The organism is Sphingomonas sp. CL5.1 (genome assembly GCF_013344685.1).
GTDB lineage: Bacteria > Pseudomonadota > Alphaproteobacteria > Sphingomonadales > Sphingomonadaceae > Sphingomonas.
The window spans coordinates 510699-532364 of record NZ_CP050137.1; the positions used below are offsets into that span (position 1 = coordinate 510699).

Genomic DNA, 21666 nt, shown 5'->3' on the forward strand with positions numbered 1-21666 from the left:
GATCAGATGTGCAGCGCCCGGCCGTAGGCAGCCAGCACGCTCTCGTGCATCATCTCGGACAGGGTGGGATGCGGGAAGACCGTCTCGATCAGTTCCGCCTCGGTCGTCTCCAGCGTCTTGCCGATCGTATAGCCCTGGATCAGCTCGGTCACCTCCGCGCCGATCATGTGCGCGCCGAGCAGTTCGCCGGTCCTGGCGTCGAACACCGTCTTGATGAAGCCTTCCGGCTCGCCCAGCGCGATCGCCTTGCCGTTGCCGATGAACGGGAAGTTGCCGACCTTCACCTCGTAACCCGCCTCCTTCGCCTTCGCCTCGGTCAGGCCGACGCTGGCGATCTGCGGGTGGCAATAGGTGCAGGCGGGGATGTTCCTCGGGTCCATCGCGTGTGGATGCTTGCCCGCGATCGCCTCCGCCGCGATCACGCCCTCGTGGCTCGCCTTGTGCGCCAGCCACGGCGGCGCGGTGATGTCGCCGATCGCCCACAGGCCATCGACATTGGTGCGGCACATCGCATCGGTCTTGAGGAAGCCGCGCTCGTCCACCGCGACGCCCAGCTCCTTCAGCCCGATATCCTCGGTGTTCGGCACGATGCCGACCGCGACGATGACATGGCTGAACTCGGCCACGCTTTCCTTGCCGGCCTTGTCCTTCAGCGTCGCCTTGACGCCGTTCGCGCCCGCGTCGAGCTTCGCGATGCCCGCGCCGGTCATGATCTTCATGCCCTGCTTCGCCAGCGCCTTCTCCAAGAAGGCCGACACGTCCGCATCCTCGACCGGCACGATGCGGTCGAGCATCTCGACCACCGTCACCTCGGCGCCGAGATCGTTGTAGAAGCTGGCGAACTCGATCCCGATCGCGCCGGAGCCGATCACCAGCAGCTTGGTCGGCATCTCGGCGGGCGTCATCGCGTGGCGATAGGTCCAGATGCGCTTGCCGTCCGCCTTGGCGAAGGGCAGGTCGCGCGCCCGCGCGCCGGTGGCAAGGATGATGTGCTTCGCGGCCAGCTCGGCCTTCTTGCCGTCCGCCCCGGTGACGGTGAGCTTGCCCTTGCCCGTCAGCCGGCCTTCGCCCATGTGGACGGCGATCCTGTTCTTCTTCATCAGGTGCGTCACGCCCTGATTGAGCTGCTTCGCCACCCCGCGCGAGCGCTTCACCACCGCGTCGAGATCGGCGGAGATTTTCTCCGCGACCAGCCCGTAATCCTTCGCGTGCTTCATCTGGTGGAACACCTCGGCCGAGCGCAGCAGCGCCTTGGTCGGGATGCAGCCCCAGTTGAGGCAGATGCCGCCGAGATTCTCGCGCTCGACGATCGCGGTCTTCAGGCCGAGCTGCGCGGCGCGGATCGCCGCGACATAGCCGCCCGGCCCGGAACCGAGCACGATGAGGTCGTAGGTGTCAGCCATCAATAATCTCGCATCTCGCGCCGGCGCGTCCACACGCGGCGAATGTCGTAAAAGCTCATCGCCAGCACCGCGACCATCGTCGCCCAGCCGATCGGCCAGATCGTCCGCGCTCCTTGCGGATAGGACCATGCGCCCGCCCAGAAGATCAGCGCGGTGATCGTCAGCGCGGCGGCCAGCCACAGCAGTTCGAAGACGACCGCGCGGTTCATCTCAGGCGAGCATCCCCAGCGGGTTTTCGAGCAGCGCCTTGAACGCCTCCATCAGCGCCGCGCCGTCCGCGCCGTCGATCGCGCGGTGATCGAAGCTGCCGGTCGCGGTCATCACCGTGGCGATGCCGAGCGCGTCGTCGATCACATAGGGCCGCTTCTCGCCCGCGCCGACCGCCATGATCATGCCCTGCGGCGGGTTGATGACCGCCTCGAACTGCTTGATCCCGTACATGCCCATGTTGCTGAGCGACGCGGTACCGCCGGAGAATTCCTCCGGCTTCAGCTTCCTGTCGCGCGCGCGGGCGGCAAGGTCCTTCATCCGCGTCGAGATCGACGACAGCGACGCCGTGTCCGCCTCGGTGACGACGGGGGTGATGAGGCCCTCGGGCGTCGAGACCGCGACCGAGATGTCCGCGCGCTGGAAGCTGACGAGCTGGTCCGGCGTGAACATCACGTTGCATTTGGGCACCTGCATCAGCGCCACCGCCAGCGCCTTGATCATCAGGTCGTTGACCGACAGCTTGACGCCGCGCGGCTCGAGGCTGGCGTTCAGCTCCCCGCGCAGCCCGAGCAATTTGTCGAGCCGCACGTCGACCGTCAGATAGATGTGCGGCACCTGCTGCTTCGATTCGGTCAGGCGGCGCGCGATCGTCTTGCGCATATTGCTGAGCTTGGTCGCCTCGTGCGGGATATCCGGCACCTGCGCGGGCGCGGCGGGCGCAACCGCGGCAGATGCGAGAGCGGCGGCGACGGGCGCCGCGCCCGGCTTCGCGCCCTCGACATCCGCCTTCACGATCCGCCCGTTCGGGCCGGAGCCGGCGACCCCGGCGAGATCGACGCCCTTCGCCGCCGCGATCCGCCGCGCCAGCGGGCTGGCCTTCACGCGATCGCCGTCCACCTGCGGCGCGGGCGCCGGCGCGGCCTCGGGAGCGTCCGCCTTGGCCGGAGCGGGCGCGGCGGCGGCCCCTCCCGCCTTCTTCGGCTCGGCGGGAGGGGCCGCCTTCTTCGGCGCGGCGACCTCGCCCTCGCCCGAGAGCAGCATGATGACCTCGCCGACCTTCACGCCATCGGTCCCTTCGACGACGACGATCTTCTCGACGATGCCTTCGTCCACCGCCTCGAACTCCATCGTCGCCTTGTCGGTCTCGATCTCGGCCATCAGGTCGCCGGCCTTCACGGTGTCGCCCTCTTTCACCAGCCATTTGGCGAGCGTGCCCTCCTCCATCGTCGGCGACAGCGCGGGCATCTTGATCTCGATCGACATTCAATTCCCCGAAGGAGCGTTGGGCTTTCCCGTACGTCTCTCGCGCCGCACCCTTGCGCGGTCAAGCCCGCAGGCAGATAACCGACCCGATTGGGGGGCATTGGCGATGCGCATCTACCTGACCGTGATCGACGATACGCCGGAGGCCGAGATCGCGCTGCGCTTCGCCGCGCGGCGCGCGGTGAAGACCGGCGGCGGGGTGGAGATTCTCGCGCTGGTGCCGAAGCAGGAGTTCATCGCCTTCGCCGGCGTGCAGGCGACGATTGAGGAGGAGGCCCGGCTCCATGCCGAGGGGCTGGTGGCGCGCGCCGCCGGCACGCTGATCGAGGAAGCGGGCCTGCGCCCCTCGCTCACCGTGCGGCAGGGCGACGGGCCGAAGATCATCCGCGAGATGATCGCCGCCAATCCGGACATCTCGGCGCTGGTGCTCGGCGCGGCGACCAGCGGCGCGCCCGGCCCGCTGGTGGCGCATTTCGCCAGCGACCTCAGCGCGCTGTCGGTGCCGCTGATGATCGTCCCCGGCAACCTCGATCAGGAAGCGATCGACCGGCTGAGTTGACGCGGGGCGCCCGTCCGCGCCACGGTCGGCGGATGCGCATCATCCCGCCCCTTTCCGCCGCCCTGCTGATCGCCACCCCCGCCGTCGCGCGCGAGGCGCCCTCGCCTCGGCATCTGCGCGACACGGTGGAGAAGCTCGTCTCGTTCGGGACGCGACATTCGCTTTCCTCCGCGACCGATCCAAGGCGCGGGATCGGCGCGGCGCGGAGCTGGGTCGCGAGCGAGTTCGCCGCGCTCTCGAAGCAATGCGGCGGCTGCATCACGGTCGAGCGGCTGTCGCGCCGCTTCACCGGCACGCGCGCGCCGGACGGCGTGGTGATCGAGGACGTGCTCGGCATTCAGAAGGGCAGCGACCCCAACCGCTTCGTCATCGTCGGCGGCCATATCGACAGCCGCGTCACCGACGTGATGAACACCACCGCCGACGCGCCGGGCGCGAACGACGACGGCTCCGGCGTCGCGCTGGTGATGGAGGCGGCGCGCATCCTCTCGAAGGAGAAGTTCGCCGCCAATATCGTCTATGTCGCCTTCTCCGGCGAGGAGCAGGGGCTGTGGGGCGCGACGCTGCTGGCGCAGACCGCGAAGGCGCGCGGCTGGCAGGTCGACGCGATGCTCAACAACGATATCGTCGGCAATTCGATCGGGCAGGGCGGCGTCAAGGCGGCCGACCACGTCCGCGTCTTTTCAGAAGGCATCCGGTCGAGCGAGAACCTTGCCGAGCAGATCGAGCGCCGCGCGATCGGCGGCGAGGACGACGGCCCGAGCCGCGCGCTGGCCAAGGCGGTCCATAGCATCGCCGACGGCCTGCCCGGCGGCTTCGCGGCGGCGATCGAGCGCCGCCCCGACCGCTTCGGGCGCAGTGGCGACCACGAACCCTTCCTGCGCGAGGGCTATCCCGCCGTGCGCTTCACCGTCGCGGCGGAGAACTGGGACCGGCAGCATCAGGATCTGCGCACCGAGAACGGCCGCGTCTATGGCGACACGATCGAGGGGATGGATTTCGACTATCTCGCCAAGGTCACCGCGATCAACGTCGCCACGCTTGCGCGGTTGGCGACAGCCCCCGCCGCGCCGGCGAGCGCGACCATCGCCGGCGCGCTGGGGCGGGACACGACCGTCACCTGGCCGGCGGTGCCCGGCGCGCGGGGCTATCGCGTCCACTGGCGCGCCGCCGACCGGCCGGACTGGACCGACACGCGCGACGTGGCCGGCGCGACCTCGACCGTGCTGAAGGACGTGCCGGTCGACGACCATTTCGTCGGCGTCTCCGCGATCGGCGCGGACGGGGCGGAGAGCCTCGTCACCTTCGCCGGCCGCGCGACGGCAAGGTAGCGCGCCCGGAGGCTAAGGTTGCCCACGAAGGGGGAGAGCGGAATAGCCGGGACGAATCGACATTCAGGTCCGCAGGGTTGTTTGCCCGTGCCACTTTCCCGTCATGCCGGGCTTGACCCGGCATCCAGGGTAACAGGCGATGACGTTTGCGGCGCTGGATGCCGGGTCAAACCCAGCATGACGACGGAAAAACGCGGGGAAGCCTGCCGGGAAACCTCCGTACCGATGCCCTAACGCCGCGTCCGGCGCTTGCGCTTGTGCCGGACGACCGGCGCGGGCCGGGTGGTATAGGTGACGGCATCGCCATATCCGCCCCCGGCGCGAGCGACACGCGGCGCGCTCTGGATCGAGATCGTCGTCACGGTCGGGCCGGGATAATAATAGCCGCCGGCATAATAGCCCGGCGTCCCGCCCGAGGTGCTGGTCGTCACCACCGTCACGCCGTCCGGACGATGCACCACCGTGGGCGGCGGCAGAGGCATGCCCTGATCCGGCCCGTCCCAATGCACCCCGCGCATCGCGTCATAGACCCGTCCGCGCCGGTCGAGCAGCACCGCGTCGTCATAATAGCGCGACCAGCTATAGCCATAAGGCGGCGCCGGCAGGCCGTAATCCGCCCAGTCGGCGACATACCATTGCGGCGAGACCCAATAGGACGGCAGCCGCCGCCCGCGCTCCGGCCGGCGATAGGCGCTCCAGCCGCCGGGCGCGCCGCCGCCGCCCCACCAGCGGCCGTCGGGGCCGGCGCCCCAGCGCGACTCGCGGGCTGGCGGAACCAGCGGCGGCGCGGGCGCCGCCTGAGCGCCGCCCGGCCCGGCGACCTCCACCCGCTGCGCGAAAGCGGCATCCGCCCCGCCGATCAGGGCCAGCGCGGCGACGGACAGGATCAGCCTGCGCATGTCGTTCCTCCCGAAATCCTTTACCGGCAGGTTACCATCGCGCCTGGGCAGGCTCCAGCGGAAGGACGGTCCCGAATCGGGTCAGGCGAGACGGTCGGCGAGCAACGCGGCCAGCGCCTCGCATCCGGCCGCATCCTCGCCGTCAAACCGCCCGGCATGCGGGCTGTCGAGATCGAGCACCCCGATCAGCCGCTCCCCGGTGACGATCGGCACCACCAGTTCGGATGCGCTCGCCGCGTCGCAGGCGATATGGCCGGCGAAGGCGTTGACGTCCGCCACGAGCTGCGTCCGCCGCGTCTCCGCCGCCGTGCCGCATACTCCCGTTCCGAGCGGGATGCGGATGCACGCCGGCTTTCCCTGGAACGGCCCCAGCACCAGCTCGTCCCCGGCCATGCGATAGAAGCCGGCCCAGTTGAGATCGGGCAGATATTGCCACAGCAGCGCCGCCGCATTGGCCATGTTGGCGATCGCATCCGGCTCACCGGCGGTCAGCGCATCGAGCGCGGCGGCAAGCTCGCGATACAATTCGGCCTTGGAGCCGGCGGCGATGTCGAAATGATACATGCCGCCGATCTAGGACGGCGCGGCGATTAGTCCAGCCGCACCTTGCCGCGCCCGGCCTTGACGGCGCTGCGCCCCTTCTTCTCGTCGACGCGGCGGGCCTTGGCGGCGCGGCTCGGCCTGGTCTTGACCCGCCGCGCCTCGCGCTCCTCCGCCCGCGCGAGCAGCTCGGCGAGCCGCTCGCGCGCATCGGCGCGGTTCGCCTCCTGCGTGCGATAGCGGCGCGCGGTGAGCACCAGCACGCCGCCGCTCGTCAGCCGCGATCCGGCCAGCACCCTGAGCCGCCGATAGGTCTCCGGATGCAGCCCGAGCGCATAGACGTTGACGCGAAGCTGGCAGGCGGTGGCGACCTTGTTGACGTTCTGCCCGCCCGGCCCGGTCGCGGCGAGGAAGCGTTCCTCGATCGCCTCCTCAGGCACCGGGATCATCGAACCCCGTCCTGGCGAAGCGTTCCGGCCACGGCGCGGTCGCGGCGATATCCTCCTTGCCGGCGCGCGGCACGACCAGTCCGGCGGCGTGGAGCATCATCCCCGCCGGATGCGCCGCGCCATAGGTCGGGTCGCCGGTGACGGCATGGCCCAGCCCCTCCAGCGCATGGACGCGGATCTGGTGGGTGCGGCCGGTCGCCGGGCGGAACTCGACCAGCGCGCGTCCGTCACGCGTATCGAGCAGCCGCCACGCGGTGCGCGCCGCCTTGCCTTTCGGATCGCCCGTCATCCACCAGCCGCGCTCGCGCGTGGAGACCTTGGCGAGCGGCAGGTCGATCTCGCCCGCCTCGCCCGCCGGCACGCCGTCCAGCACCGCGAGATAGCGCTTCGCCACCGCCCCGGCCTCGAACGCCTGCTGGAAGCGCGCATGCGCCTTGGGGTTGCGCGACAGCAGCAGGCAGCCGCTGGTGTCGCGATCGAGCCGGTGCACCGGCTGCGGCCAGCGGCGGAAGCCGAAGGTCAGCGCGGCGAGGTGATTCTCCAGGCTGATCGCGCCGTCGCGCGGCCGATCGACCGGCAGGCCCGCGGGCTTGTCGATCACCAACGCCTCGCCGTCGAGGAAGAGCACCCGGTCGCCCAGCATGAGCGGCCCCTTGCCACCAAGCGGTCGCGGAGGCCAGAGGGGGGCATGACATGGCGCGGCTTTCTCCTCCTTTTCCTCCTCGTCGCGTCGCCGGTGGAGGCGCAGGTGTGCGGCGGCGCCAGCGCGATCGTGATGAGCGACGGCCGCGCGCTGGGGCATCTTCCTTATGGCGATGTCGCGAGCCGCGATCTGGTCGCCGCGCCGCCGGGGGTGGCGATCCTCGGCACCTGCCGGCTGCGGCCGGAGGCGATGGCCGCGCTCCAGCGGCTGCTCGCGGCGGCGGCGGGCGATCCGAAGGTGGAAGGGCGGCTCTACGCGCTATCCTGCCATCGCTCGATCGAATCGCAGGAGGCGACCTTCTGCAAGCCGCGCGCCGAGGCGAGCGACGGCGCCCGCTCGATCTCGGTCGCGCCGCCGGGGCATAGCGAGCATGGCACCGGCTATGCGCTGGACTTCACGGTGCGCCCGGCGGACGGCTGCCGCGACGCGGAGGCGTGCATGGCGGCCAGGCCCGCCTTCCGCTGGCTGCGCGAGAACGCGCCGCACTTCGGCTTCGAGCTGTCCTTCCCGCCCGGCAACGTGCAGCATGTGAAGTGGGAGCCGTGGCACTGGCGCTGGGTCGGCGCCAGCGCGAACGAGCCGGGCGCGGCCCGCGCGCGCTTCATCTTCGCGCGGGCGCGCCGCGAGTTCCCGGCCGATCCGGCGATCAGATAGGCCCCTCCCCGACGGGAAAGGGCCTTGTCCGGCTCACCCCTTCAGCTTCGCCGCCGTCTCGGCGATGCGGCGGCCCAGATAGCGCGCGCCGGCAAGCTCCTCCTCGCCCGGCTGGCGGCTGCCGTCGCCGCCCGCGATCGTCGTCGCGCCATAAGGCGCGCCGCCGACCACCTTGTCGATAGCCATCTGCTCCTTGAAGCCGTAATCGAGGCCGACGATCGTCATGCCGTGATGCAACAGGTTGGTGATGATCGAGAAAAGCGTCGTCTCCTGGCCGCCGTGCTGGCTGCCGGTGGACGTGAACGCGCCGCCGACCTTGCCGATCAGCCCGCCGCGCGCCCACAGGCCGCCTGCCGTGTCCCAGAAGGCCGCCATCTGGCTCGGCATCCGGCCGAAGCGGGTCGGCGCGCCGACGATCACCGCGTCATATTCGGCCATCGCGTCCGGCCCCTCGATCATCGGATGCGCGGTGTCGGTCTTGAAATGCGCGGCCTTCACCACTTCGGCCGGGGCGGTTTCGGGAACGCGGCGGATGTCCACCTCGGCGCCGGCCGAACGCGCGCCTTCCGCCATCGCGTCGGCCATCTGCTCGATATGGCCGTAGGACGAATAATAAAGCACCAGAACCTTGGTCATCGCATTTGCTCCATGCTGGAAAGGGGGTGCCGCCCGGCGGGGAAGCCGGGCGGCGGGGGAGAGGTTATTCCGAATCGACCAGCACGATTTCCGCGTCATCCTGCGCGACGATCGTGAAAGAACGGCCACCGGAGAGCGCCGCGCCGTCGCGCGCGGCGAACGACTCGCCGTCGATCGTGATCCGCCCGGTGGCGGGGACGAGATAGGCATGCCGCCCCTCGCCCAGATCATAGGTGAGCGATTCGCCCGCCTTCAGCGTCGCGCCCAGCACGCGGGCGTCGGCGCGGATCGGCAGCGCGTCCGCATCCTCCGCGAAGCCGCTCGCCAGCGTGACGAAGCGGCCGGAACGGTCGCCCTTGGGAAAGGGCTTGGCGCCCCAGCTCGGGCTGCCGCCGGTCGCGCGAGGCATGATCCAGATCTGGAACAGCGTCGCCGCCTCGTCCTCCAGGTTATATTCGGCGTGGCGCACGCCGGAGCCGGCGCTCATCACCTGCACGTCGCCCGCCGCCGTGCGGCCGCGATTGCCCATCGAATCCTGATGGGTGATCGCCCCGCTGCGGACATAGGTGATGATCTCCATGTCGCGGTGCGGATGCGGCGGGAAGCCGGTCTGCGGCGCGATCCGGTCGTCGTTCCACACGCGGATCGCCCCCCAGCCCATGCGGCCCGGATCGTGATAGTCGGCGAAGGAGAAATGATGACGCGCGTCGAGCCAGCCGTGATCGGCGTGGCCGAGCGTGTCGAACGCGCGGCGCTCGATACCGCCGGATTTGATGCCGGAATTGATGATAGTGTCGGTCATGGCAACCTCCATTTGCTTGACCGGAAGATAGGTCGGCACGATGGTCGCGAAAATGGAAACGATTGAAACGGATCGTTTCCGAATATGGAGCATGGAATGCGGCTACCCGACCTCGAAGCATGGGCGACCTTCGCCACCGTGGCGGATCACAGCTCGTTCAGCGCCGCCGCCGCCGCGATGGGCGTGTCAAAGGCGACGGTGTCCAAGACGGTCGCGCGGCTGGAGGCATCGCTCGGCCAGTCGCTGTTCCACCGCACCTCGCGCCGGCTGACGCTGACCGAGGCGGGCAAGCCGCTCGCCGAGCGCGCGCGGCGGATGCTGGCGGAGGCGGTGGCGGCGGAGGAAGCCGCGCACGACGCCGCCTCCGCGCCCGCCGGGCGGGTGCGGCTCGCCGCGCCGATGACCTTCGGCGTCACCAATGTCGCGCCGCTGATCGCCGAGTTCCTCGGCGAGTATCCGGGGATCGAGATCGAGCTGGCGCTGTCCGACGCGCGGGTCGACATCGTCGCGGAGGGGTTCGATGTGGCACTGCGCATCGCCGACCTGCCGGACAGCTCGCTGCGCGCGCGGCGGCTGTGCAGCATCGCCAGCCATATCGCCGCCGCGCCGGCCTATCTGGAGCGATACGGCACGCCGCGCCATCCGGGGGAATTGGGCGCGCACCGGCTGCTCGGCTATACCAACATCACCGGTCCATGGCGCTTTCGCGGGCCGGGCGGCGCGGAGGTGGCGGTGCGCGCGGAGGGGCCGCTCGCGGCCAACAGCGGCGACGCGCTGATGCCCGCGCTGATCGCCGGGATCGGCATCGCGCGGCTGCCCGACTTCATCCTCGGCGACGCGCTGGCAGGCGGGCAGGTGGTGGAGATATTGCCCGAATGGCGGCCCGCGCCGGTCGGCCTGCACCTGCTCACCCCGCCCAGCCCGTTGCGTCCGGCGCGGGTGGAGGCGCTGATCGCCTTCCTCGCCGAACGGCTGCGCGATTGAGCGCGGCGATGGAGCCGCCGCTGCTCGACCATGAGGAAGCCGTCCCGACCGGCGGCGCGCGACCGACGCATCTGATGTGGGGCGCGGGGCTGATCGCGCTGGCAATCGCGGTCGCACTGGTGGCGGGGGTGATCCTCGCGCGTTATCCCTTCGGCTTCGACCGGGCGATCGTGCTGGCGCTGCACGAGGTGGGGCCGGAATGGCTGCGCCATGCGGTGATCGACGTGACGGCGCTGGGCGGCGGGACGGTGCTGACCCTCGCCGTCGTCGCCACCGCCGGACTGCTGCTGGTGCGCCGATTGTGGCTGACGGCGGCGCTGGTGGTGACGGCGACGACGCTCGGCTCGATCGCGGTGGCGGCGATCAAGGCGGTCTTCGGCCGCCCGCGCCCCGATATCGTCGATCACGTCGTCGCGGCGAGCGGCTACAGCTTCCCGAGCGGTCACGCCGCCAACAGCGCGATCGTGTGGCTGACGATCGCCGCATTGGTGTCGCAGGTGACGCGGGGGCGTGCGACGCGCCGCTACATCGCCGCCGTCGCCGCGCTGCTGGTCGCGGCGATCGGGGCCAGCCGGGTGTATCTCGGCGTCCACTGGCCGTCCGACGTGCTCGCGGGGTGGAGCTTCGGGACGTTGTGGGCACTCGGCTGGTGGTCGATCGGCGCGAAGGCGCGGGAAGCGTTACTCGGCCAGCGCCAATAGCCGCCGCGCCGCCTTGAGGTGCGGCGCGTCGATCATCTTGCCGTCGAGCTGAAGCACGCCCGCGCCCGGATTGGCGGCGAACGCCCCCACCACCGCGCGGGCGTGGGCGACCTCCTCCGCGCTCGGCGTGAAGGCGGTGTTGATCACCGCCACCTGCGAGGGGTGGATCGCCATCATCCCGGTGAACCCGTCGCGCCGCCCGCGCGCGGCATAGGCGGCGAGGCCGTCGAGATCGCGGAAATCGGGATAGACCGTCTCGATCGCCGGCACGCCCGCCGCATGGGCACCGAACAGGGTAAGCGCGCGGACAACCTTATAGGGATCGGTATAGCTGCCGTCCGCCTCGCGGCTTCCCGTCGCGCCGACCGATGCGGGCAGGTCCTCCGCGCCCCAGGTGAGGCCGGCGAGGCGATCGCCCTTGTAGCTGCCGAGCGTGAACACCGCGCGCGGCGTCTCGCTGGCGATCGGCAGCACCACGTAATCGCCCGGCAGCCGCGCGATCAGATCGTCAACCGACGCCTGCCCTTCAGCCTTGGGCAAGGTGATGCCGTCGACCGGCAGGCCGGCCAGCGCGGCAAGGTCGTCCGCCACCAGCGCCGAATCGAGCGGATTGACACGCACGAACAGCGCCGGCTCACCCGGCCGCCGCCCGACGAACGCGCGCACCGCCTCGCGCGCCGCGCCCTTGTTGGCGAGCGACACCGAATCCTCCAGATCGAGGATCAGCGCGTCCGCGCCCAGCCCGAGCGCCTTCTCCATCCGCTCCGGCCGGTCGCCCGGCACGAACAGCAGCGACCGCAGCCTCATTTGCCCATCTCCGCCAGCTTCCGCTCCCACGCCAGCGCGTCGCGCACGATGCCGTCGAGATCGGCGCGCTTCGGCCGCCACGGCAGCGCCGCGAGGATCGCGCGATTGTCCGCCACCAGTTCGGCCGGGTCCCCGGCGCGGCGGCCCTCGAAGCGGCGCTCGATCGTCATGTTGGTCACGCGGTCCACCGCATCGAGCACCTCCAGCACCGAGAAACCGCGACCATAGCCGCAATTGAGCGTATGGCTTTCCCCCGGCCGGGTGACCAGCAGCCCCAGCGCCGCGACATGCGCGTCGGCGAGATCGGAGACGTGGATATAGTCGCGCACCCCCGTCCCGTCGCGGGTCGGGAAATCGGTGCCGAACACGCCGACATGGCCGCGCCTGCCGGTCGCCGCCTCCACCGCGATCTTGATGAGATGGGTCGCGCCGATTGTCGACTGGCCGCTGCGCCCCTGCGGGTCGGCACCGGCGACGTTGAAGTAACGCAGCGCGCAATAATTGATCGGATGTGCCGCCGCCACGTCGCGCAGCATCGCCTCGGTCATCAGCTTCGACATGCCATAGGGGTTGATCGGCACGGTCGGGTCGCCTTCCGCCACCGGCACCTTGTCCGGCGTGCCATAGGTCGCGGCGGTCGAGGAGAAGATGAAGTGCGGCACCCCTTCCAGCACCGCGCTCTCGATCAGGCTGCGCGAGGCGGCGGTGTTGTTGCGATAATATTTGAGCGGATCGGTCACCGATTCGGGCACCACCACCGATCCGGCGAAGTGCATGATCGCGCGGACGCGATGCTCGCGGATCACCTCGCGGACGCGCGGGGCCTCCACCGCCATCTCGACCAGGATGGCGCGCGGATCGACCGCCCAGGCGAATCCGGTGACGAGATTGTCCACCACCACCACCTCATGCCCCGCGTCGAGCAGCGCCAGCACCGCATGGCTGCCGATATAGCCCGCGCCGCCCGTCACCATCACCTTGCCGTCGAACGTCATCCGCCCACTCCTTTGCGCGGGCGTTAGCGGCTTCCTACATTGGCCGCAAAGGAGACATCAGCGATGACCGAATATGCGACCCTGGCCGGCGGCTGCTTCTGGTGCACGGAGGCGGTGTTCAACGACGTGATCGGGGTGGAATCGGTCGAGAGCGGCTATATCGGCGGCACCGCGCCTAACCCCACCTACAAACAGGTATGCGGCGGCGGCACGGGACATGCCGAGGCGATCCGCATCGGCTTCGATCCCGCGCGGGTGAGCTACGCCGACCTGCTCGACATCTTCTTCGCGACGCACGATCCGACGCAGCTCAACCGGCAGGGCAACGACATCGGCACGCAATATCGCTCCGCCATCTTCCCGATGAGCAACATGCAGGAGGAGCAGGCCAACGCGGCGATCGCGCGGGCGCAGGCCAATCACGACAAGCCGATCGTCACCACGATCGAATATGCCGACCAATGGTGGCCGGCGGAGGATTACCACCAGAACTATTGGGAGGGCGAAGGCCAGCGCAACCCCTATTGCATCGCCTCGATCCCGCCGAAATTGCAGAAGCTGCGCAAGAGCTTCGCGGCGCGGGCGAAGGCGATGGCTTGACGCAAACGGGCCGGTCAGCGCGTCACGGCCGGCCCAGTTCCTTGCGCATCCGCACCAGCGGCACCGGCGCGCCGCCACGATCGTCGGTAATCGCCTCGACCGGGCGATAGCCGCAGGCGGCATAGAGCGGTTGCCCGCTCATCGTCCCCATCAGCTCCACCGCCGAGAAGCCTTCCGCCGCCGCCGCGCGCTCGCATTCGTCGAGGATCATCCGCCCCACGCCGCGCCGCGCGAAATCCGGGTGCGTATACATCGCCCGCACCCGCGCCGCCTCATGCGCCGGATCAAGCAGGCGCGGCTCGCGCAGCCCCGCGCTGTGATCGCCGCCATACAGAGTCGCGCGCCGGCTCCATCCGCCGCTCCCCGCGAGCGCGCCGCCCTCCTCCACCACGAAATAGGTGCGATCGGCGACGAGCTGCGTGTCCAGCCCCATCACCGCGCGGCTGGCGACGATCTGCTCGGGCGACAGGAAGCCACGCTGCAAGGTGTCGATCGCCAGCGCCATCAGCTCGCGCAGGGCGGGCAGATCGTCCTCGACGGCGAGGCGCAGGGTGAAGGTCATGTCGTTCCTCTAGCGATGCGCCGCGCGGCGCAGGCGGTCGTTGATGGCGGCGCCGATCCCCGCTTCCGGCACGGGGGCGACGGCGATGGCGGCGGGGTCGCTGGCATCGGCGCGGTGGAGCGCGTCGAACAGCCGCGCGGCCGCCTCGACCGGATCGCCGCTCGCCGAAAGCGTGTCGTCCCCCACCACCGCGCCGAAGCCGATCAGCCACTCCCCCGGCGCGCCGGATACGGCGTTCAATCGCAGCGGCTTGGACGGCGCGTAATGGGTCGCGAGTTGGCCCGGCGCGCTCACCTTCCCCTCGCTCGCAGCGAGCGGCAGCCCGAGTTGCTCCGCCGTGATCGGACCGGGGCGCAGGATACGGCCCGCCATCACGATGGTCGATTCCACCCCCGCCGCGCAGGCCCCGTCGTCGACGATCAGCGGCACCCGCTCCCCGAGGCTCGCCGCGACATGCTCCGCCCGCGTCGGGCTGATCCCGTTGCTGGCATTGGCGGAAGGGGCCGCGAGCGGCTTGCCGCATGCCTCCAGCAGCGCGCGCATCGCGCGGTGCGCCGGCACCCTGAGCGCGATCGTGTCCAGCCCCGCCGTCACCAGCGCGGCGATCCCCGCATCGCGCCGCAACGGCAACACGAGCGTCAGCGGCCCCGGCCACCAGCGCGCCGCCAGCGCCCGCGCCTCCGCATCGAACACCGCGATCCGCTCCGCCGCCGCGAGATCGGGGACATGGACGATCAGCGGATTGAACCCCGGCCGTCCTTTCGCCGCATAGATGCGCGCCACCGCCGCCGCGTCGGTGGCATCGGCGGCGAGTCCATAGACCGTCTCGGTCGGCACCGCGACGATTCCGCCGCGCGCGATCTCCCGCGCCACCTCGGCGATCGCGGCCGTGCCGTAGCGTCTGATGGCGGGGTGTTGAGCAATCATCGCGGGGGGCTATAGCGGGCGACGCAAGGAGAGATAAATGCCCTTCACCGCGCCCACCGCCGAACAGCGTTTCGCCCTCGATCATGTCGTCCATCTGAGCGAGCTTGCCGCGACCGACAAATTCGCCGCCGCCTCCGACGACGTGATCGATGCAGTGCTGGAGGGGATCGGCCAGTTCGCCGCCGGCGAATGGGCGCCGCTCGCCCGCGAAGGCGATACGGTGGGCGCGAAATGGACGCCGGAGGGCGTGGTGATGCCGGAAGGCTATCCTGAAGCCTATCGCGCCTTCGTCGAGGGCGGCTGGGGCACGATCGGCGCGCCGGAGGCATTCGGCGGGCAGGGCCTGCCCTTCGCGATCCAGACGGCCGTGCTGGAGACGCTCGGCACCGCCAACATGGGCTTCGCGCTCTGCCCGATCCTGACGGTCGGCGCGATCGAGGCGCTGGCGCATCATGGCACGCCGGAGCAGCAGGCGGCCTATCTCCCGCGCCTCACCAGCGGCGAGTGGACCGGCACGATGAACCTCACCGAGCCGCAGGCGGGCAGCGACGTCGGCGCGCTCAAGACGATGGCGACCCCGCGCGGCGATGGAAGCTGGTCGATCAGGGGCACGAAGATATTCATCTCGTTCGGCGATCACGACATGGCGGACAATATCGTCCACCTCGTCCTCGCGCGCACCCCCGGCGCGCCGGCGGGGACGCGCGGCATCTCGCTGTTCCTCGTGCCCAAGTACCGGCTAGATGCGGACGGCAATCCGGGCGACTTCAACGACGTGCGCGTCGTCTCGATCGAGCACAAGATGGGGCTGCACGCCTCGCCCACCTGCGTCCTCTCCTTCGGCGACCATGACGATTGCATCGGTCATCTGATCGGGCCGGAGCATGGCGGGATGCGCGCGATGTTCACGATGATGAACAACGCCCGCCTCAACGTCGGCCTGCAAGGCGTGCAGGTGGCGGAGGGCGCGACGCAGAAGGCGGCCGACTATGCCCGCGAGCGCACCCAGGGCGCGCGCGACGGCCAGCCGGCCGCGATCATCGAATATCCCGACGTGCGCCGGATGCTGATGCGGATGAAGGCGCAGACGCTCGCGGCGCGCGCGCTCGTCTATTACGCCGCCGGGCAGGTCGATCGCGCCGGGCTGGGCGACGCGGCGGCGAAGGACCGGCTGGAGCTGGTGACGCCGCTCGCCAAGGCGCACGCCACCGACATCGGCAACGAGGTGGCGAGCCTCGGCGTGCAGATCCACGGCGGCATGGGCTTCATCGAGGAAACCGGCGCGGCGCAATATTTCCGCGAGGCGCGCATCACCCCGATCTACGAGGGCACCAACGGCATTCAGGCGGCCGATCTCGTCGGGCGCAAATTGTCGCTCTCGAACGGCGCGGCCTTCGCCAGCCTGATCGCCGATATCCGCGCCGAGGCGAAGGATGCGGGGCTGATCGCGCTGGTCGACGCCTGCGAGCGCGTCGGGCGGCGGCTCCAGACCGCCGATGCCGACGACCGGCTGGCGGCGAGCTATCCCTTCCTCAACATGCTGTCGGTGGCGACCGCCGGGTGGCTGGTCGAGCGGCTGGCGCGCGAGAGCGCCGACGACGCGCCGGGCCGGGTGCGCCGCGCGGTGGCGGATTTCTATCTCGCGCAGGTGCTGCCCGAGGCGATGGGCCAGATCGCCGCCGCCGAGGCGCGGGCGGGCGCGCTCTATCAGCTCGACGCGGCGGCGTTCTAACGACTCGCGGCGCCACTAACGCCACGTTCAGCCCGCCCGTGCGTTATGGCGCGGTGAGCTGGACGATCGCCGCGCCGGAAAACCGCCCCCGCATCGCCGCCGCGCTGGCGGCGGCGGCGGTGCAGGTGCTGCTCGTCTGGGTGCTGGTGACCGGCCTCACCGTGCATATCCCGCATGTGATCGAGCGCAGCATGGCGGTGTTCGGCGTCCTCCCCGAGCCGCCGCCCCCGCCGCCCGAGCGCGTGCCCCCGCCCTCACGCCATAGCAGCGCCGCGAAGGGCAGCCCGGCGCCGCCCAACCTGCGCTCGCGCGCCACCCCGGTCGCCGCGCCGCCGCCGATCATCCCGGTCCCCGCCCCGCCGGTGATGGTCACCGCGCCCAAGCCCTATGTCGGCGCGGAGGCGACCACCGGCGCGAGCGACATCGCCGGCACCGGCACCGGCGCGGGCGGGCAGGGCAACGGCTATGGCGGCGGCGGGGAAGGCGACGGCGGCACCGGCCCGCGCTGGCGCAGTGGCCGGCTCAAGGATTCGGATTATCCCGCGACCGCCGGACAGGCAGGCGTGGGCGGCACGGTGGCGGTGCGCTATCTGGTCGACACCGACGGGCGCGTGAAGGAATGCGACGTCACGCGCTCCAGCGGCAGCCCCGCGCTGGACGACACCACCTGCCGCCTGATCGAGAAACGCTTCCGCTTCTCCCCCGCCCGCGACGAACGCGGCCGCCCGGTGCCGGCGTGGATCGTGGAGAACCATAGCTGGGTGATCGAGCACGACCCGACGCCGCCGGATGAGGATGACCGGGGGTAGTGATGGCTGGATTTGGTGGTTAGCGGTCGAATAATCGGCGTACCGCGAGGCAGGTAAATACAATGGCTGCGTAGACAGCGCCCAACAAGAACGTCGCCAAGAACGGAGACAACCCCACCCTTACGGGAACGAAAGAGATATCATATAAAAGGTTGCGAACCGGTGTTATTATCGCGCCGACTACAGCCAGTGCGAGCCAAGTTCTGATTGGTGCCCATTGCACTCGCAATTCGGCATTCGTTGGGGGAATCTTTTTCATAGCCCGATTTCGGTGCCCACAGGGAATGACTTCAAGTGGGGCGAAACCCGCCCTACGCCCCCGCACCCTCCATCAGGTCGGCGAGGTCCAGCCCGAGCAGGTCGATATGTTCCCTGATGCGCGGCCACTGATTGCGGACGAAGGCGTCGCGTTCGGCGAGGCGGAGGCGCTCGCCCGCGCCGGAGAGGACGAACATTCCAACCCCGCGCCGCACCTCGACATAGCCGTCGTCCTGGAAGCTCTGGTAGGCCTTGGCGACCGTCAGCGGGTTGGCGCCATGCTCGGCGGCCAGCGCGCGGACCGAGGGAAGCTGGTCGCCCGCGCGGAAGTCCCCACGCAGGATGCCGGCGGCGATCGTCGCGCGCAGGCGGATATAGACCGGACTGTCCTCGTTGCTCAGAGCTGTCATGCTGCCTTAATACAGCAAATGAGGCGGAAAGCGAGTCTTATGAACGTGACGGCACCGGCCCGCTCTCCCACCCCGCCTCCCATCGGCATCATGACTGGGAGGCGGGGTGGGGGAGCGGGCGAAGCCTTCCAAGGATCCGGCGATCCGAAGGATCGTTGGAATGATGGCGGAGGGCGGTGCCGCCACAAACAACAATCCCTATCCGCCCCAGCGGCCGATCACCGCCGCCGGATCGGGGCGCGGCCGTTCATCCAGCGGCCTGCCCGGCGTGCCGATGAAGACGAAGCCCGCGATCCGCTCCGGCGCCGCGCCGAAGGCGTCGCGCACGGCATCGGAATAGGCTGCCCAGCCCGTCAGCCAGCCGCCGGCAAAGCCCATCGCATGCGCCGCGTGGAGCAGGTTCATGCACGCCGCACCGGCCGACAATTCCTGCTCCCAAAGGGGAATCTTGCTGTCGGCGCGCGGCGAGGACAGCACGACGACCAGCGCCGGCGCCTGATGCGCGAACTGCTCCAGCGCCTCGATCTCGATCCTTTTCGCCTCGGACCGCTCGGCGCGATAGGCGTCGGTGATGACCCGCGCGAGCCGCGCGCGCTGCTCCGGCGCGACGATCACGAACCGCCACGGCGCGAGCTTGCCGTGATCGGGCGTGCGCGCGGCGATGGCGCACATCTCCTCCAGCCCGGCCATGTCCGGGCCGGGCGCGGCGAGATCGCGCGGCTTGCCAGAGCGGCGGGTGGCGAGCAGCGAGAGCGGGGTGGAGCGATCGTTGAACATCGCGTTCCCCTAGCGGGCGGGCGGAGATATTTACAGCGCCCGCTTTGCCGCTAGTTTCCGGCGCAACGAAATTTCCAGGGAAGTGCATATCAGATGGTCGACACCCCGACCGCGGATATTCCGCAGGAGCCGGATATCTCCCACGTCAATCCGGCCGCCGGGGGAACGTGGTTCGGCCATCCCAAGCCACTCTTCTGGCTGTTCGGCACGGAGATGTGGGAGCGGTTCGGCTATTACGGGATGCGGGCGCTGCTCACGCTCTATCTCACCAAGCATTTCGTCCTCGGCGACCGCGCCTCGACCGGCCTGTACGGCGGCTATACCGCGCTGGTCTATCTGACGCCGCTGGTCGGCGGCCTGCTGGCGGATCAATATCTGGGGTCGAAACGGGCGGTGCGCTTCGGCGCGCTGATGATGGCGATCGGCTATTTCACCCTCGCCTTCGGCGGCGCGCCGGCCAGGCCCTATCAGGTGATCGACGGCCAGCGATATGAGGTGGCGGTCGAGAATTTCCGCGACGCGCCGACCAGCGACCCGCACGAGGCGCGCTACCTGATCTACGCCGGCCAGAAGTTGACGATGCGCGGCAATGACGACGGCAGCCTGTCGCTCGACGCCGCCGACGGGCGCGAGGTGCGCCGCGTCGCCGCCGGCCATTTCAGCGAGCAGGCCGACCGCAGCGCGCTGATGACGATGGTCCTGCTGCTCGCGCTGTCGCTCGTCTCGGTCGGCAACGGCTTCTTCAAGCCCAACATCTCGACGATGGTGGGCGAGCTTTACCAGCCCGGCGATCGCCGCCGCGACGCCGGCTTCACGATCTTCTACATGGGGATCAACACCGGCTCGATCCTCGGCCAGTTCCTGTGCGCGATCTTCGCGGACACGATCGGCTGGCCGGCGGGGCTGGGCCTCGCGGGCGTCGCGATGGTGATATCCTTCCTGATGATCAGCTTCCACGGCGGCCGGCTCGACGCCTACGGCAATCCGCCGAAGCGCGACGGGCCGGATCGCGCGCTCCTCATCTACGGCCTCGCGATCCTTGCCGTGCCGCTGTTCTATTTCCTGTTCCAGAACCTGATGGTCACCGAGAAGGCGGCGCCCGGATCGGGCTTCATCGGCTATCTCGCGTCGCTCCCGCTGATGGGCAAATTGCTGTTCGGCACGTTCCTCGTCTCGGTCCCCGCGATCCTGATCTGGTCGTTCGTCAGGGGCAGCCGCAAGGAAGGCGAGATGATGCTCGCGGCGATGGTGCTGATCGTGTTCAACGTCGTGTTCTGGACGCTATTCGAGCAGGCCGGGTCGAGCCTCACGCTGTTCGCGGACCGCAACACCGACCGCAGCGTGTTCGGCCTGTTCACGCTCTCCGCGCCGCAAACGCAGAATTTCAACCCGCTGGCGATCGTGCTGCTCGCGCCGGCGATGAGCGCGCTGTGGGGCTGGCTCTCGCGGCGCGGACTGGAGCCGTCGATCCCGATCAAGTTCGCGATCGCGCTGATGGGCGTCGGCGGCGGCTTCCTGTTCCTCGTCTGGGGCTCGCTCTTCGCCGGGCCGGACTTCAAGGTCGGGCTGTGGTGGCTCGCCGGTCTCTACGTGATCCACTCGATCGCGGAACTGTGCATCTCGCCGGTGGGCCTGAGCATGATCACCAAGCTCTCGATCGCGCGCGTCGTCGGGCTGATGATGGGCGTGTGGTTCCTGTCGATCTCCGTCGCGCAATATGTCGCCGGCGTGGTGGCGCAATTCGCCAGCGTCGAGACGATCGGCGGGCAGGTGACCAACCTCAAGGTGAGCCTCGACACCTACACCCACACCTTCACGGTGATCGCGCTGGTCGCGATCGGGCTGGGGATCGTGCTATTCCTGCTGTCGTGGCCACTCAAGAAATGGATGCATGGCGTGCAATAGGGCGCGGTCTTCGGGAGAGATGCGATGGGCAATGTGATAGCGGCGGCGATCGCCTTCGTAGGGACGCACTTCCTCCTCTCCCACCCGCTGCGCGCGCCGATCGTCGGGCGGATCGGCGAACGTGGCTTCCTCGGCCTCTACAGCCTCGTCGCCTTCGCCACGCTGATCTGGCTGGCGCTCGCCTATCGCGCCGCCCCGCCCGCGCCGCTGCTATGGCCGGTCGGCGACGCTTCATGGGCGGTGGCGAGCGCGGTGATGCTGGTCGCGAGCGTGCTGCTGATGGGGTCGCTGATCCGCAACCCCGCGCTTCCCGAAGCGAAGACCGACACCGTGCCGGAGGCGCGCGGCGTGTTCGCGATCACGCGCCATCCGATGATGTGGGCCTTCGCCCTGTGGGGCGCGGCGCATATCCTGATCTATCCCGATCCGTCGAACATCGTCGTCGCGCTCGCCATCATCCTGCTCGCGCTGGCCGGCGCGGCGTTGCAGGACCGCAAGAAGGAGGCGCTCCAGCCGGACTTCTGGCGCGGCTGGGAGGCGCGGACGAGCTACTGGCCGTTCGCCGCCATCGCCGCCGGGCGCGCGCGGCTCGGCGGGTTCGGGATGCACGCGCTGGCCGGCGGGCTGGTGGTCTGGCTGATCGCGACCTGGGCGCATATACCGCTATCGGGCTGGCGCGCCGGAATATGGTATTGGCTGGGCTGACGCGGGCGCGCCAACTGACTTCCATAGGAAACTAAGTTTTTATAT

General features: G+C 69.8%; 25 protein-coding genes. 10 read left to right on the forward strand and 15 right to left on the reverse strand.

Annotated elements, in window-relative coordinates; all coding sequences use genetic code 11:
* Positions 1-2 precede the first annotated feature (2 nt).
* The 3 genes from lpdA to F9288_RS02510 are packed head-to-tail and all read right to left on the reverse strand — an operon-like array spanning position 3 to position 2876.
* Entirely contained in the window at positions 3-1403 is a 1401-nt protein-coding gene (lpdA, locus tag F9288_RS02500; RefSeq protein ID WP_174835110.1) for a dihydrolipoyl dehydrogenase, read from the reverse strand.
* On the reverse strand, positions 1403-1612 hold the full coding sequence (locus tag F9288_RS02505) for a hypothetical protein (RefSeq protein ID WP_174835111.1): 210 nt from the start codon (positions 1610-1612) through the stop codon (positions 1403-1405). The genes lpdA and F9288_RS02505 overlap by 1 nt, the downstream gene beginning before the upstream one ends.
* 1 nt (position 1613) lies before the next feature.
* A complete protein-coding gene (locus F9288_RS02510) occupies positions 1614-2876 on the reverse strand; it encodes a pyruvate dehydrogenase complex dihydrolipoamide acetyltransferase (RefSeq protein ID WP_174835112.1) in 1263 nt (420 codons plus the stop codon).
* Positions 2877-2982: 106 nt separating this feature from the next.
* Between F9288_RS02510 and F9288_RS02515 the strand changes: the two genes are divergently transcribed.
* Together F9288_RS02515 and F9288_RS02520 are read left to right on the forward strand one after the other, a co-directional pair.
* Complete coding sequence (locus tag F9288_RS02515) at positions 2983-3435, forward strand: universal stress protein (RefSeq protein WP_174835113.1); 453 nt, start codon at positions 2983-2985, stop codon at positions 3433-3435.
* A 32-nt stretch (positions 3436-3467) separates the two neighbouring features.
* On the forward strand, positions 3468-4766 hold the full coding sequence (locus tag F9288_RS02520; RefSeq protein WP_174835114.1) for a M20/M25/M40 family metallo-hydrolase: 1299 nt from the start codon (positions 3468-3470) through the stop codon (positions 4764-4766).
* 230 nt (positions 4767-4996) lie between these two features.
* Here F9288_RS02520 and F9288_RS02525 read toward each other — a convergent pair whose 3' ends face one another.
* The 4 genes from F9288_RS02525 to F9288_RS02540 all read right to left on the reverse strand — a co-directional run bounded on the left by F9288_RS02525 (position 4997) and on the right by F9288_RS02540 (position 7297).
* A complete protein-coding gene (locus tag F9288_RS02525; RefSeq protein WP_174835115.1) occupies positions 4997-5665 on the reverse strand; it encodes an RcnB family protein in 669 nt (222 codons plus the stop codon).
* Positions 5666-5746: 81 nt separating this feature from the next.
* Positions 5747-6229 (reverse strand): GAF domain-containing protein, encoded by a 483-nt coding sequence (locus F9288_RS02530; protein ID WP_174835116.1) that lies wholly within the window; start codon positions 6227-6229, stop codon positions 5747-5749.
* Between the two features lie 26 nt (positions 6230-6255).
* Positions 6256-6654 carry an alternative ribosome rescue aminoacyl-tRNA hydrolase ArfB gene (gene arfB / locus F9288_RS02535; RefSeq protein ID WP_174835117.1) on the reverse strand — a complete coding sequence of 133 codons (399 nt, stop codon included), beginning with the start codon at positions 6652-6654 and terminating at the stop codon, positions 6256-6258.
* Positions 6638-7297, reverse strand: coding sequence for an RluA family pseudouridine synthase (locus F9288_RS02540; RefSeq protein ID WP_174835118.1), 660 nt, complete (start codon positions 7295-7297; stop codon positions 6638-6640). Before F9288_RS02540 ends, arfB begins: the two co-directional genes overlap by 17 nt.
* A gap of 45 nt (positions 7298-7342) precedes the next feature.
* Between F9288_RS02540 and F9288_RS02545 the strand changes: the two genes are divergently transcribed.
* Positions 7343-8011 (forward strand): M15 family metallopeptidase, encoded by a 669-nt coding sequence (locus F9288_RS02545; protein WP_174835119.1) that lies wholly within the window; start codon positions 7343-7345, stop codon positions 8009-8011.
* A 33-nt stretch (positions 8012-8044) separates the two neighbouring features.
* On the opposite strand, the gene wrbA is transcribed toward F9288_RS02545, so the two are convergent.
* Both wrbA and F9288_RS02555 read right to left on the reverse strand, forming a co-directional pair.
* Complete coding sequence (gene wrbA / locus F9288_RS02550) at positions 8045-8647, reverse strand: NAD(P)H:quinone oxidoreductase (RefSeq protein ID WP_174835120.1); 603 nt, start codon at positions 8645-8647, stop codon at positions 8045-8047.
* A 64-nt stretch (positions 8648-8711) separates the two neighbouring features.
* On the reverse strand, positions 8712-9449 hold the full coding sequence (locus F9288_RS02555) for a pirin family protein (protein WP_174835121.1): 738 nt from the start codon (positions 9447-9449) through the stop codon (positions 8712-8714).
* Positions 9450-9545: 96 nt separating this feature from the next.
* On the opposite strand from F9288_RS02555, the gene F9288_RS02560 reads away from it, so the two are divergent.
* Together F9288_RS02560 and F9288_RS02565 are read left to right on the forward strand one after the other, a co-directional pair.
* Entirely contained in the window at positions 9546-10433 is an 888-nt protein-coding gene (locus F9288_RS02560; RefSeq protein WP_174835122.1) for a LysR family transcriptional regulator, read from the forward strand.
* Positions 10434-10441: 8 nt separating this feature from the next.
* Complete coding sequence (locus F9288_RS02565) at positions 10442-11134, forward strand: phosphatase PAP2 family protein (RefSeq protein WP_254621041.1); 693 nt, start codon at positions 10442-10444, stop codon at positions 11132-11134.
* Here the strand turns inward: F9288_RS02565 and F9288_RS02570 are convergent.
* A complete protein-coding gene (locus F9288_RS02570) occupies positions 11114-11941 on the reverse strand; it encodes a CoA ester lyase (protein WP_174835123.1) in 828 nt (275 codons plus the stop codon). The genes F9288_RS02565 and F9288_RS02570 overlap by 21 nt on opposite strands.
* Complete coding sequence (galE, locus tag F9288_RS02575) at positions 11938-12936, reverse strand: UDP-glucose 4-epimerase GalE (protein ID WP_174835124.1); 999 nt, start codon at positions 12934-12936, stop codon at positions 11938-11940. The genes F9288_RS02570 and galE overlap by 4 nt, the downstream gene beginning before the upstream one ends.
* 63 nt (positions 12937-12999) lie before the next feature.
* Here galE and msrA point away from each other — a divergent pair, with 63 nt between their 5' ends.
* Complete coding sequence (msrA, locus tag F9288_RS02580; RefSeq protein WP_174835125.1) at positions 13000-13536, forward strand: peptide-methionine (S)-S-oxide reductase MsrA; 537 nt, start codon at positions 13000-13002, stop codon at positions 13534-13536.
* 22 nt (positions 13537-13558) lie between these two features.
* Here msrA and F9288_RS02585 read toward each other — a convergent pair whose 3' ends face one another.
* Both F9288_RS02585 and F9288_RS02590 read right to left on the reverse strand, forming a co-directional pair.
* On the reverse strand, positions 13559-14098 hold the full coding sequence (locus F9288_RS02585; RefSeq protein WP_174835126.1) for a GNAT family N-acetyltransferase: 540 nt from the start codon (positions 14096-14098) through the stop codon (positions 13559-13561).
* Positions 14099-14107: 9 nt separating this feature from the next.
* Positions 14108-15025 carry an L-threonylcarbamoyladenylate synthase gene (locus F9288_RS02590; RefSeq protein WP_174835127.1) on the reverse strand — a complete coding sequence of 306 codons (918 nt, stop codon included), beginning with the start codon at positions 15023-15025 and terminating at the stop codon, positions 14108-14110.
* 37 nt (positions 15026-15062) lie between these two features.
* Here F9288_RS02590 and F9288_RS02595 point away from each other — a divergent pair, with 37 nt between their 5' ends.
* A complete protein-coding gene (locus F9288_RS02595; RefSeq protein ID WP_174835128.1) occupies positions 15063-16757 on the forward strand; it encodes an acyl-CoA dehydrogenase in 1695 nt (564 codons plus the stop codon).
* Positions 16758-16795: 38 nt separating this feature from the next.
* Positions 16796-17566: an energy transducer TonB gene (locus F9288_RS02600; RefSeq protein ID WP_254621042.1), complete on the forward strand. Its 771-nt coding sequence runs from the start codon at positions 16796-16798 to the stop codon at positions 17564-17566.
* Between the two features lie 311 nt (positions 17567-17877).
* On the opposite strand, the gene F9288_RS02605 is transcribed toward F9288_RS02600, so the two are convergent.
* Together F9288_RS02605 and F9288_RS02610 are read right to left on the reverse strand one after the other, a co-directional pair.
* Positions 17878-18234 (reverse strand): GntR family transcriptional regulator, encoded by a 357-nt coding sequence (locus tag F9288_RS02605; RefSeq protein WP_174835129.1) that lies wholly within the window; start codon positions 18232-18234, stop codon positions 17878-17880.
* 198 nt (positions 18235-18432) lie between these two features.
* Positions 18433-19011: a nitroreductase gene (locus tag F9288_RS02610; protein ID WP_174835130.1), complete on the reverse strand. Its 579-nt coding sequence runs from the start codon at positions 19009-19011 to the stop codon at positions 18433-18435.
* 93 nt (positions 19012-19104) lie between these two features.
* Here F9288_RS02610 and F9288_RS02615 point away from each other — a divergent pair, with 93 nt between their 5' ends.
* Positions 19105-20916, forward strand: coding sequence for a peptide MFS transporter (locus F9288_RS02615; protein WP_174835131.1), 1812 nt, complete (start codon positions 19105-19107; stop codon positions 20914-20916).
* Positions 20917-20940: 24 nt separating this feature from the next.
* Positions 20941-21621 carry an NnrU family protein gene (locus F9288_RS02620; RefSeq protein ID WP_174835132.1) on the forward strand — a complete coding sequence of 227 codons (681 nt, stop codon included), beginning with the start codon at positions 20941-20943 and terminating at the stop codon, positions 21619-21621.
* Positions 21622-21666 lie beyond the last annotated feature (45 nt).

Excerpts from the sequence above, each read along its gene's own strand:
- lpdA (WP_174835110.1), bottom strand. The coding sequence starts at position 1,403 with ATGGCTGACACCTACGACCTCATCGTGCTCGGTTCCGGGCCGGGCGGC.
- F9288_RS02505 (WP_174835111.1), bottom strand. The coding sequence starts at position 1,612 with ATGAACCGCGCGGTCGTCTTCGAACTGCTGTGGCTGGCCGCCGCGCTG.
- F9288_RS02510 (WP_174835112.1), bottom strand. The coding sequence starts at position 2,876 with ATGTCGATCGAGATCAAGATGCCCGCGCTGTCGCCGACGATGGAGGAG.
- F9288_RS02515 (WP_174835113.1), top strand. The coding sequence starts at position 2,983 with ATGCGCATCTACCTGACCGTGATCGACGATACGCCGGAGGCCGAGATC.
- F9288_RS02520 (WP_174835114.1), top strand. The coding sequence starts at position 3,468 with ATGCGCATCATCCCGCCCCTTTCCGCCGCCCTGCTGATCGCCACCCCC.
- F9288_RS02525 (WP_174835115.1), bottom strand. The coding sequence starts at position 5,665 with ATGCGCAGGCTGATCCTGTCCGTCGCCGCGCTGGCCCTGATCGGCGGG.
- F9288_RS02530 (WP_174835116.1), bottom strand. The coding sequence starts at position 6,229 with ATGTATCATTTCGACATCGCCGCCGGCTCCAAGGCCGAATTGTATCGC.
- arfB (WP_174835117.1), bottom strand. The coding sequence starts at position 6,654 with ATGATCCCGGTGCCTGAGGAGGCGATCGAGGAACGCTTCCTCGCCGCG.
- F9288_RS02540 (WP_174835118.1), bottom strand. The coding sequence starts at position 7,297 with ATGCTGGGCGACCGGGTGCTCTTCCTCGACGGCGAGGCGTTGGTGATC.
- F9288_RS02545 (WP_174835119.1), top strand. The coding sequence starts at position 7,343 with ATGACATGGCGCGGCTTTCTCCTCCTTTTCCTCCTCGTCGCGTCGCCG.
- wrbA (WP_174835120.1), bottom strand. The coding sequence starts at position 8,647 with ATGACCAAGGTTCTGGTGCTTTATTATTCGTCCTACGGCCATATCGAG.
- F9288_RS02555 (WP_174835121.1), bottom strand. The coding sequence starts at position 9,449 with ATGACCGACACTATCATCAATTCCGGCATCAAATCCGGCGGTATCGAG.
- F9288_RS02560 (WP_174835122.1), top strand. The coding sequence starts at position 9,546 with ATGCGGCTACCCGACCTCGAAGCATGGGCGACCTTCGCCACCGTGGCG.
- F9288_RS02565 (WP_254621041.1), top strand. The coding sequence starts at position 10,442 with ATGGAGCCGCCGCTGCTCGACCATGAGGAAGCCGTCCCGACCGGCGGC.
- F9288_RS02570 (WP_174835123.1), bottom strand. The coding sequence starts at position 11,941 with ATGAGGCTGCGGTCGCTGCTGTTCGTGCCGGGCGACCGGCCGGAGCGG.
- galE (WP_174835124.1), bottom strand. The coding sequence starts at position 12,936 with ATGACGTTCGACGGCAAGGTGATGGTGACGGGCGGCGCGGGCTATATC.
- msrA (WP_174835125.1), top strand. The coding sequence starts at position 13,000 with ATGACCGAATATGCGACCCTGGCCGGCGGCTGCTTCTGGTGCACGGAG.
- F9288_RS02585 (WP_174835126.1), bottom strand. The coding sequence starts at position 14,098 with ATGACCTTCACCCTGCGCCTCGCCGTCGAGGACGATCTGCCCGCCCTG.
- F9288_RS02590 (WP_174835127.1), bottom strand. The coding sequence starts at position 15,025 with ATGATTGCTCAACACCCCGCCATCAGACGCTACGGCACGGCCGCGATC.
- F9288_RS02595 (WP_174835128.1), top strand. The coding sequence starts at position 15,063 with ATGCCCTTCACCGCGCCCACCGCCGAACAGCGTTTCGCCCTCGATCAT.
- F9288_RS02605 (WP_174835129.1), bottom strand. The coding sequence starts at position 18,234 with ATGACAGCTCTGAGCAACGAGGACAGTCCGGTCTATATCCGCCTGCGC.
- F9288_RS02610 (WP_174835130.1), bottom strand. The coding sequence starts at position 19,011 with ATGTTCAACGATCGCTCCACCCCGCTCTCGCTGCTCGCCACCCGCCGC.
- F9288_RS02615 (WP_174835131.1), top strand. The coding sequence starts at position 19,105 with ATGGTCGACACCCCGACCGCGGATATTCCGCAGGAGCCGGATATCTCC.
- F9288_RS02620 (WP_174835132.1), top strand. The coding sequence starts at position 20,941 with ATGGGCAATGTGATAGCGGCGGCGATCGCCTTCGTAGGGACGCACTTC.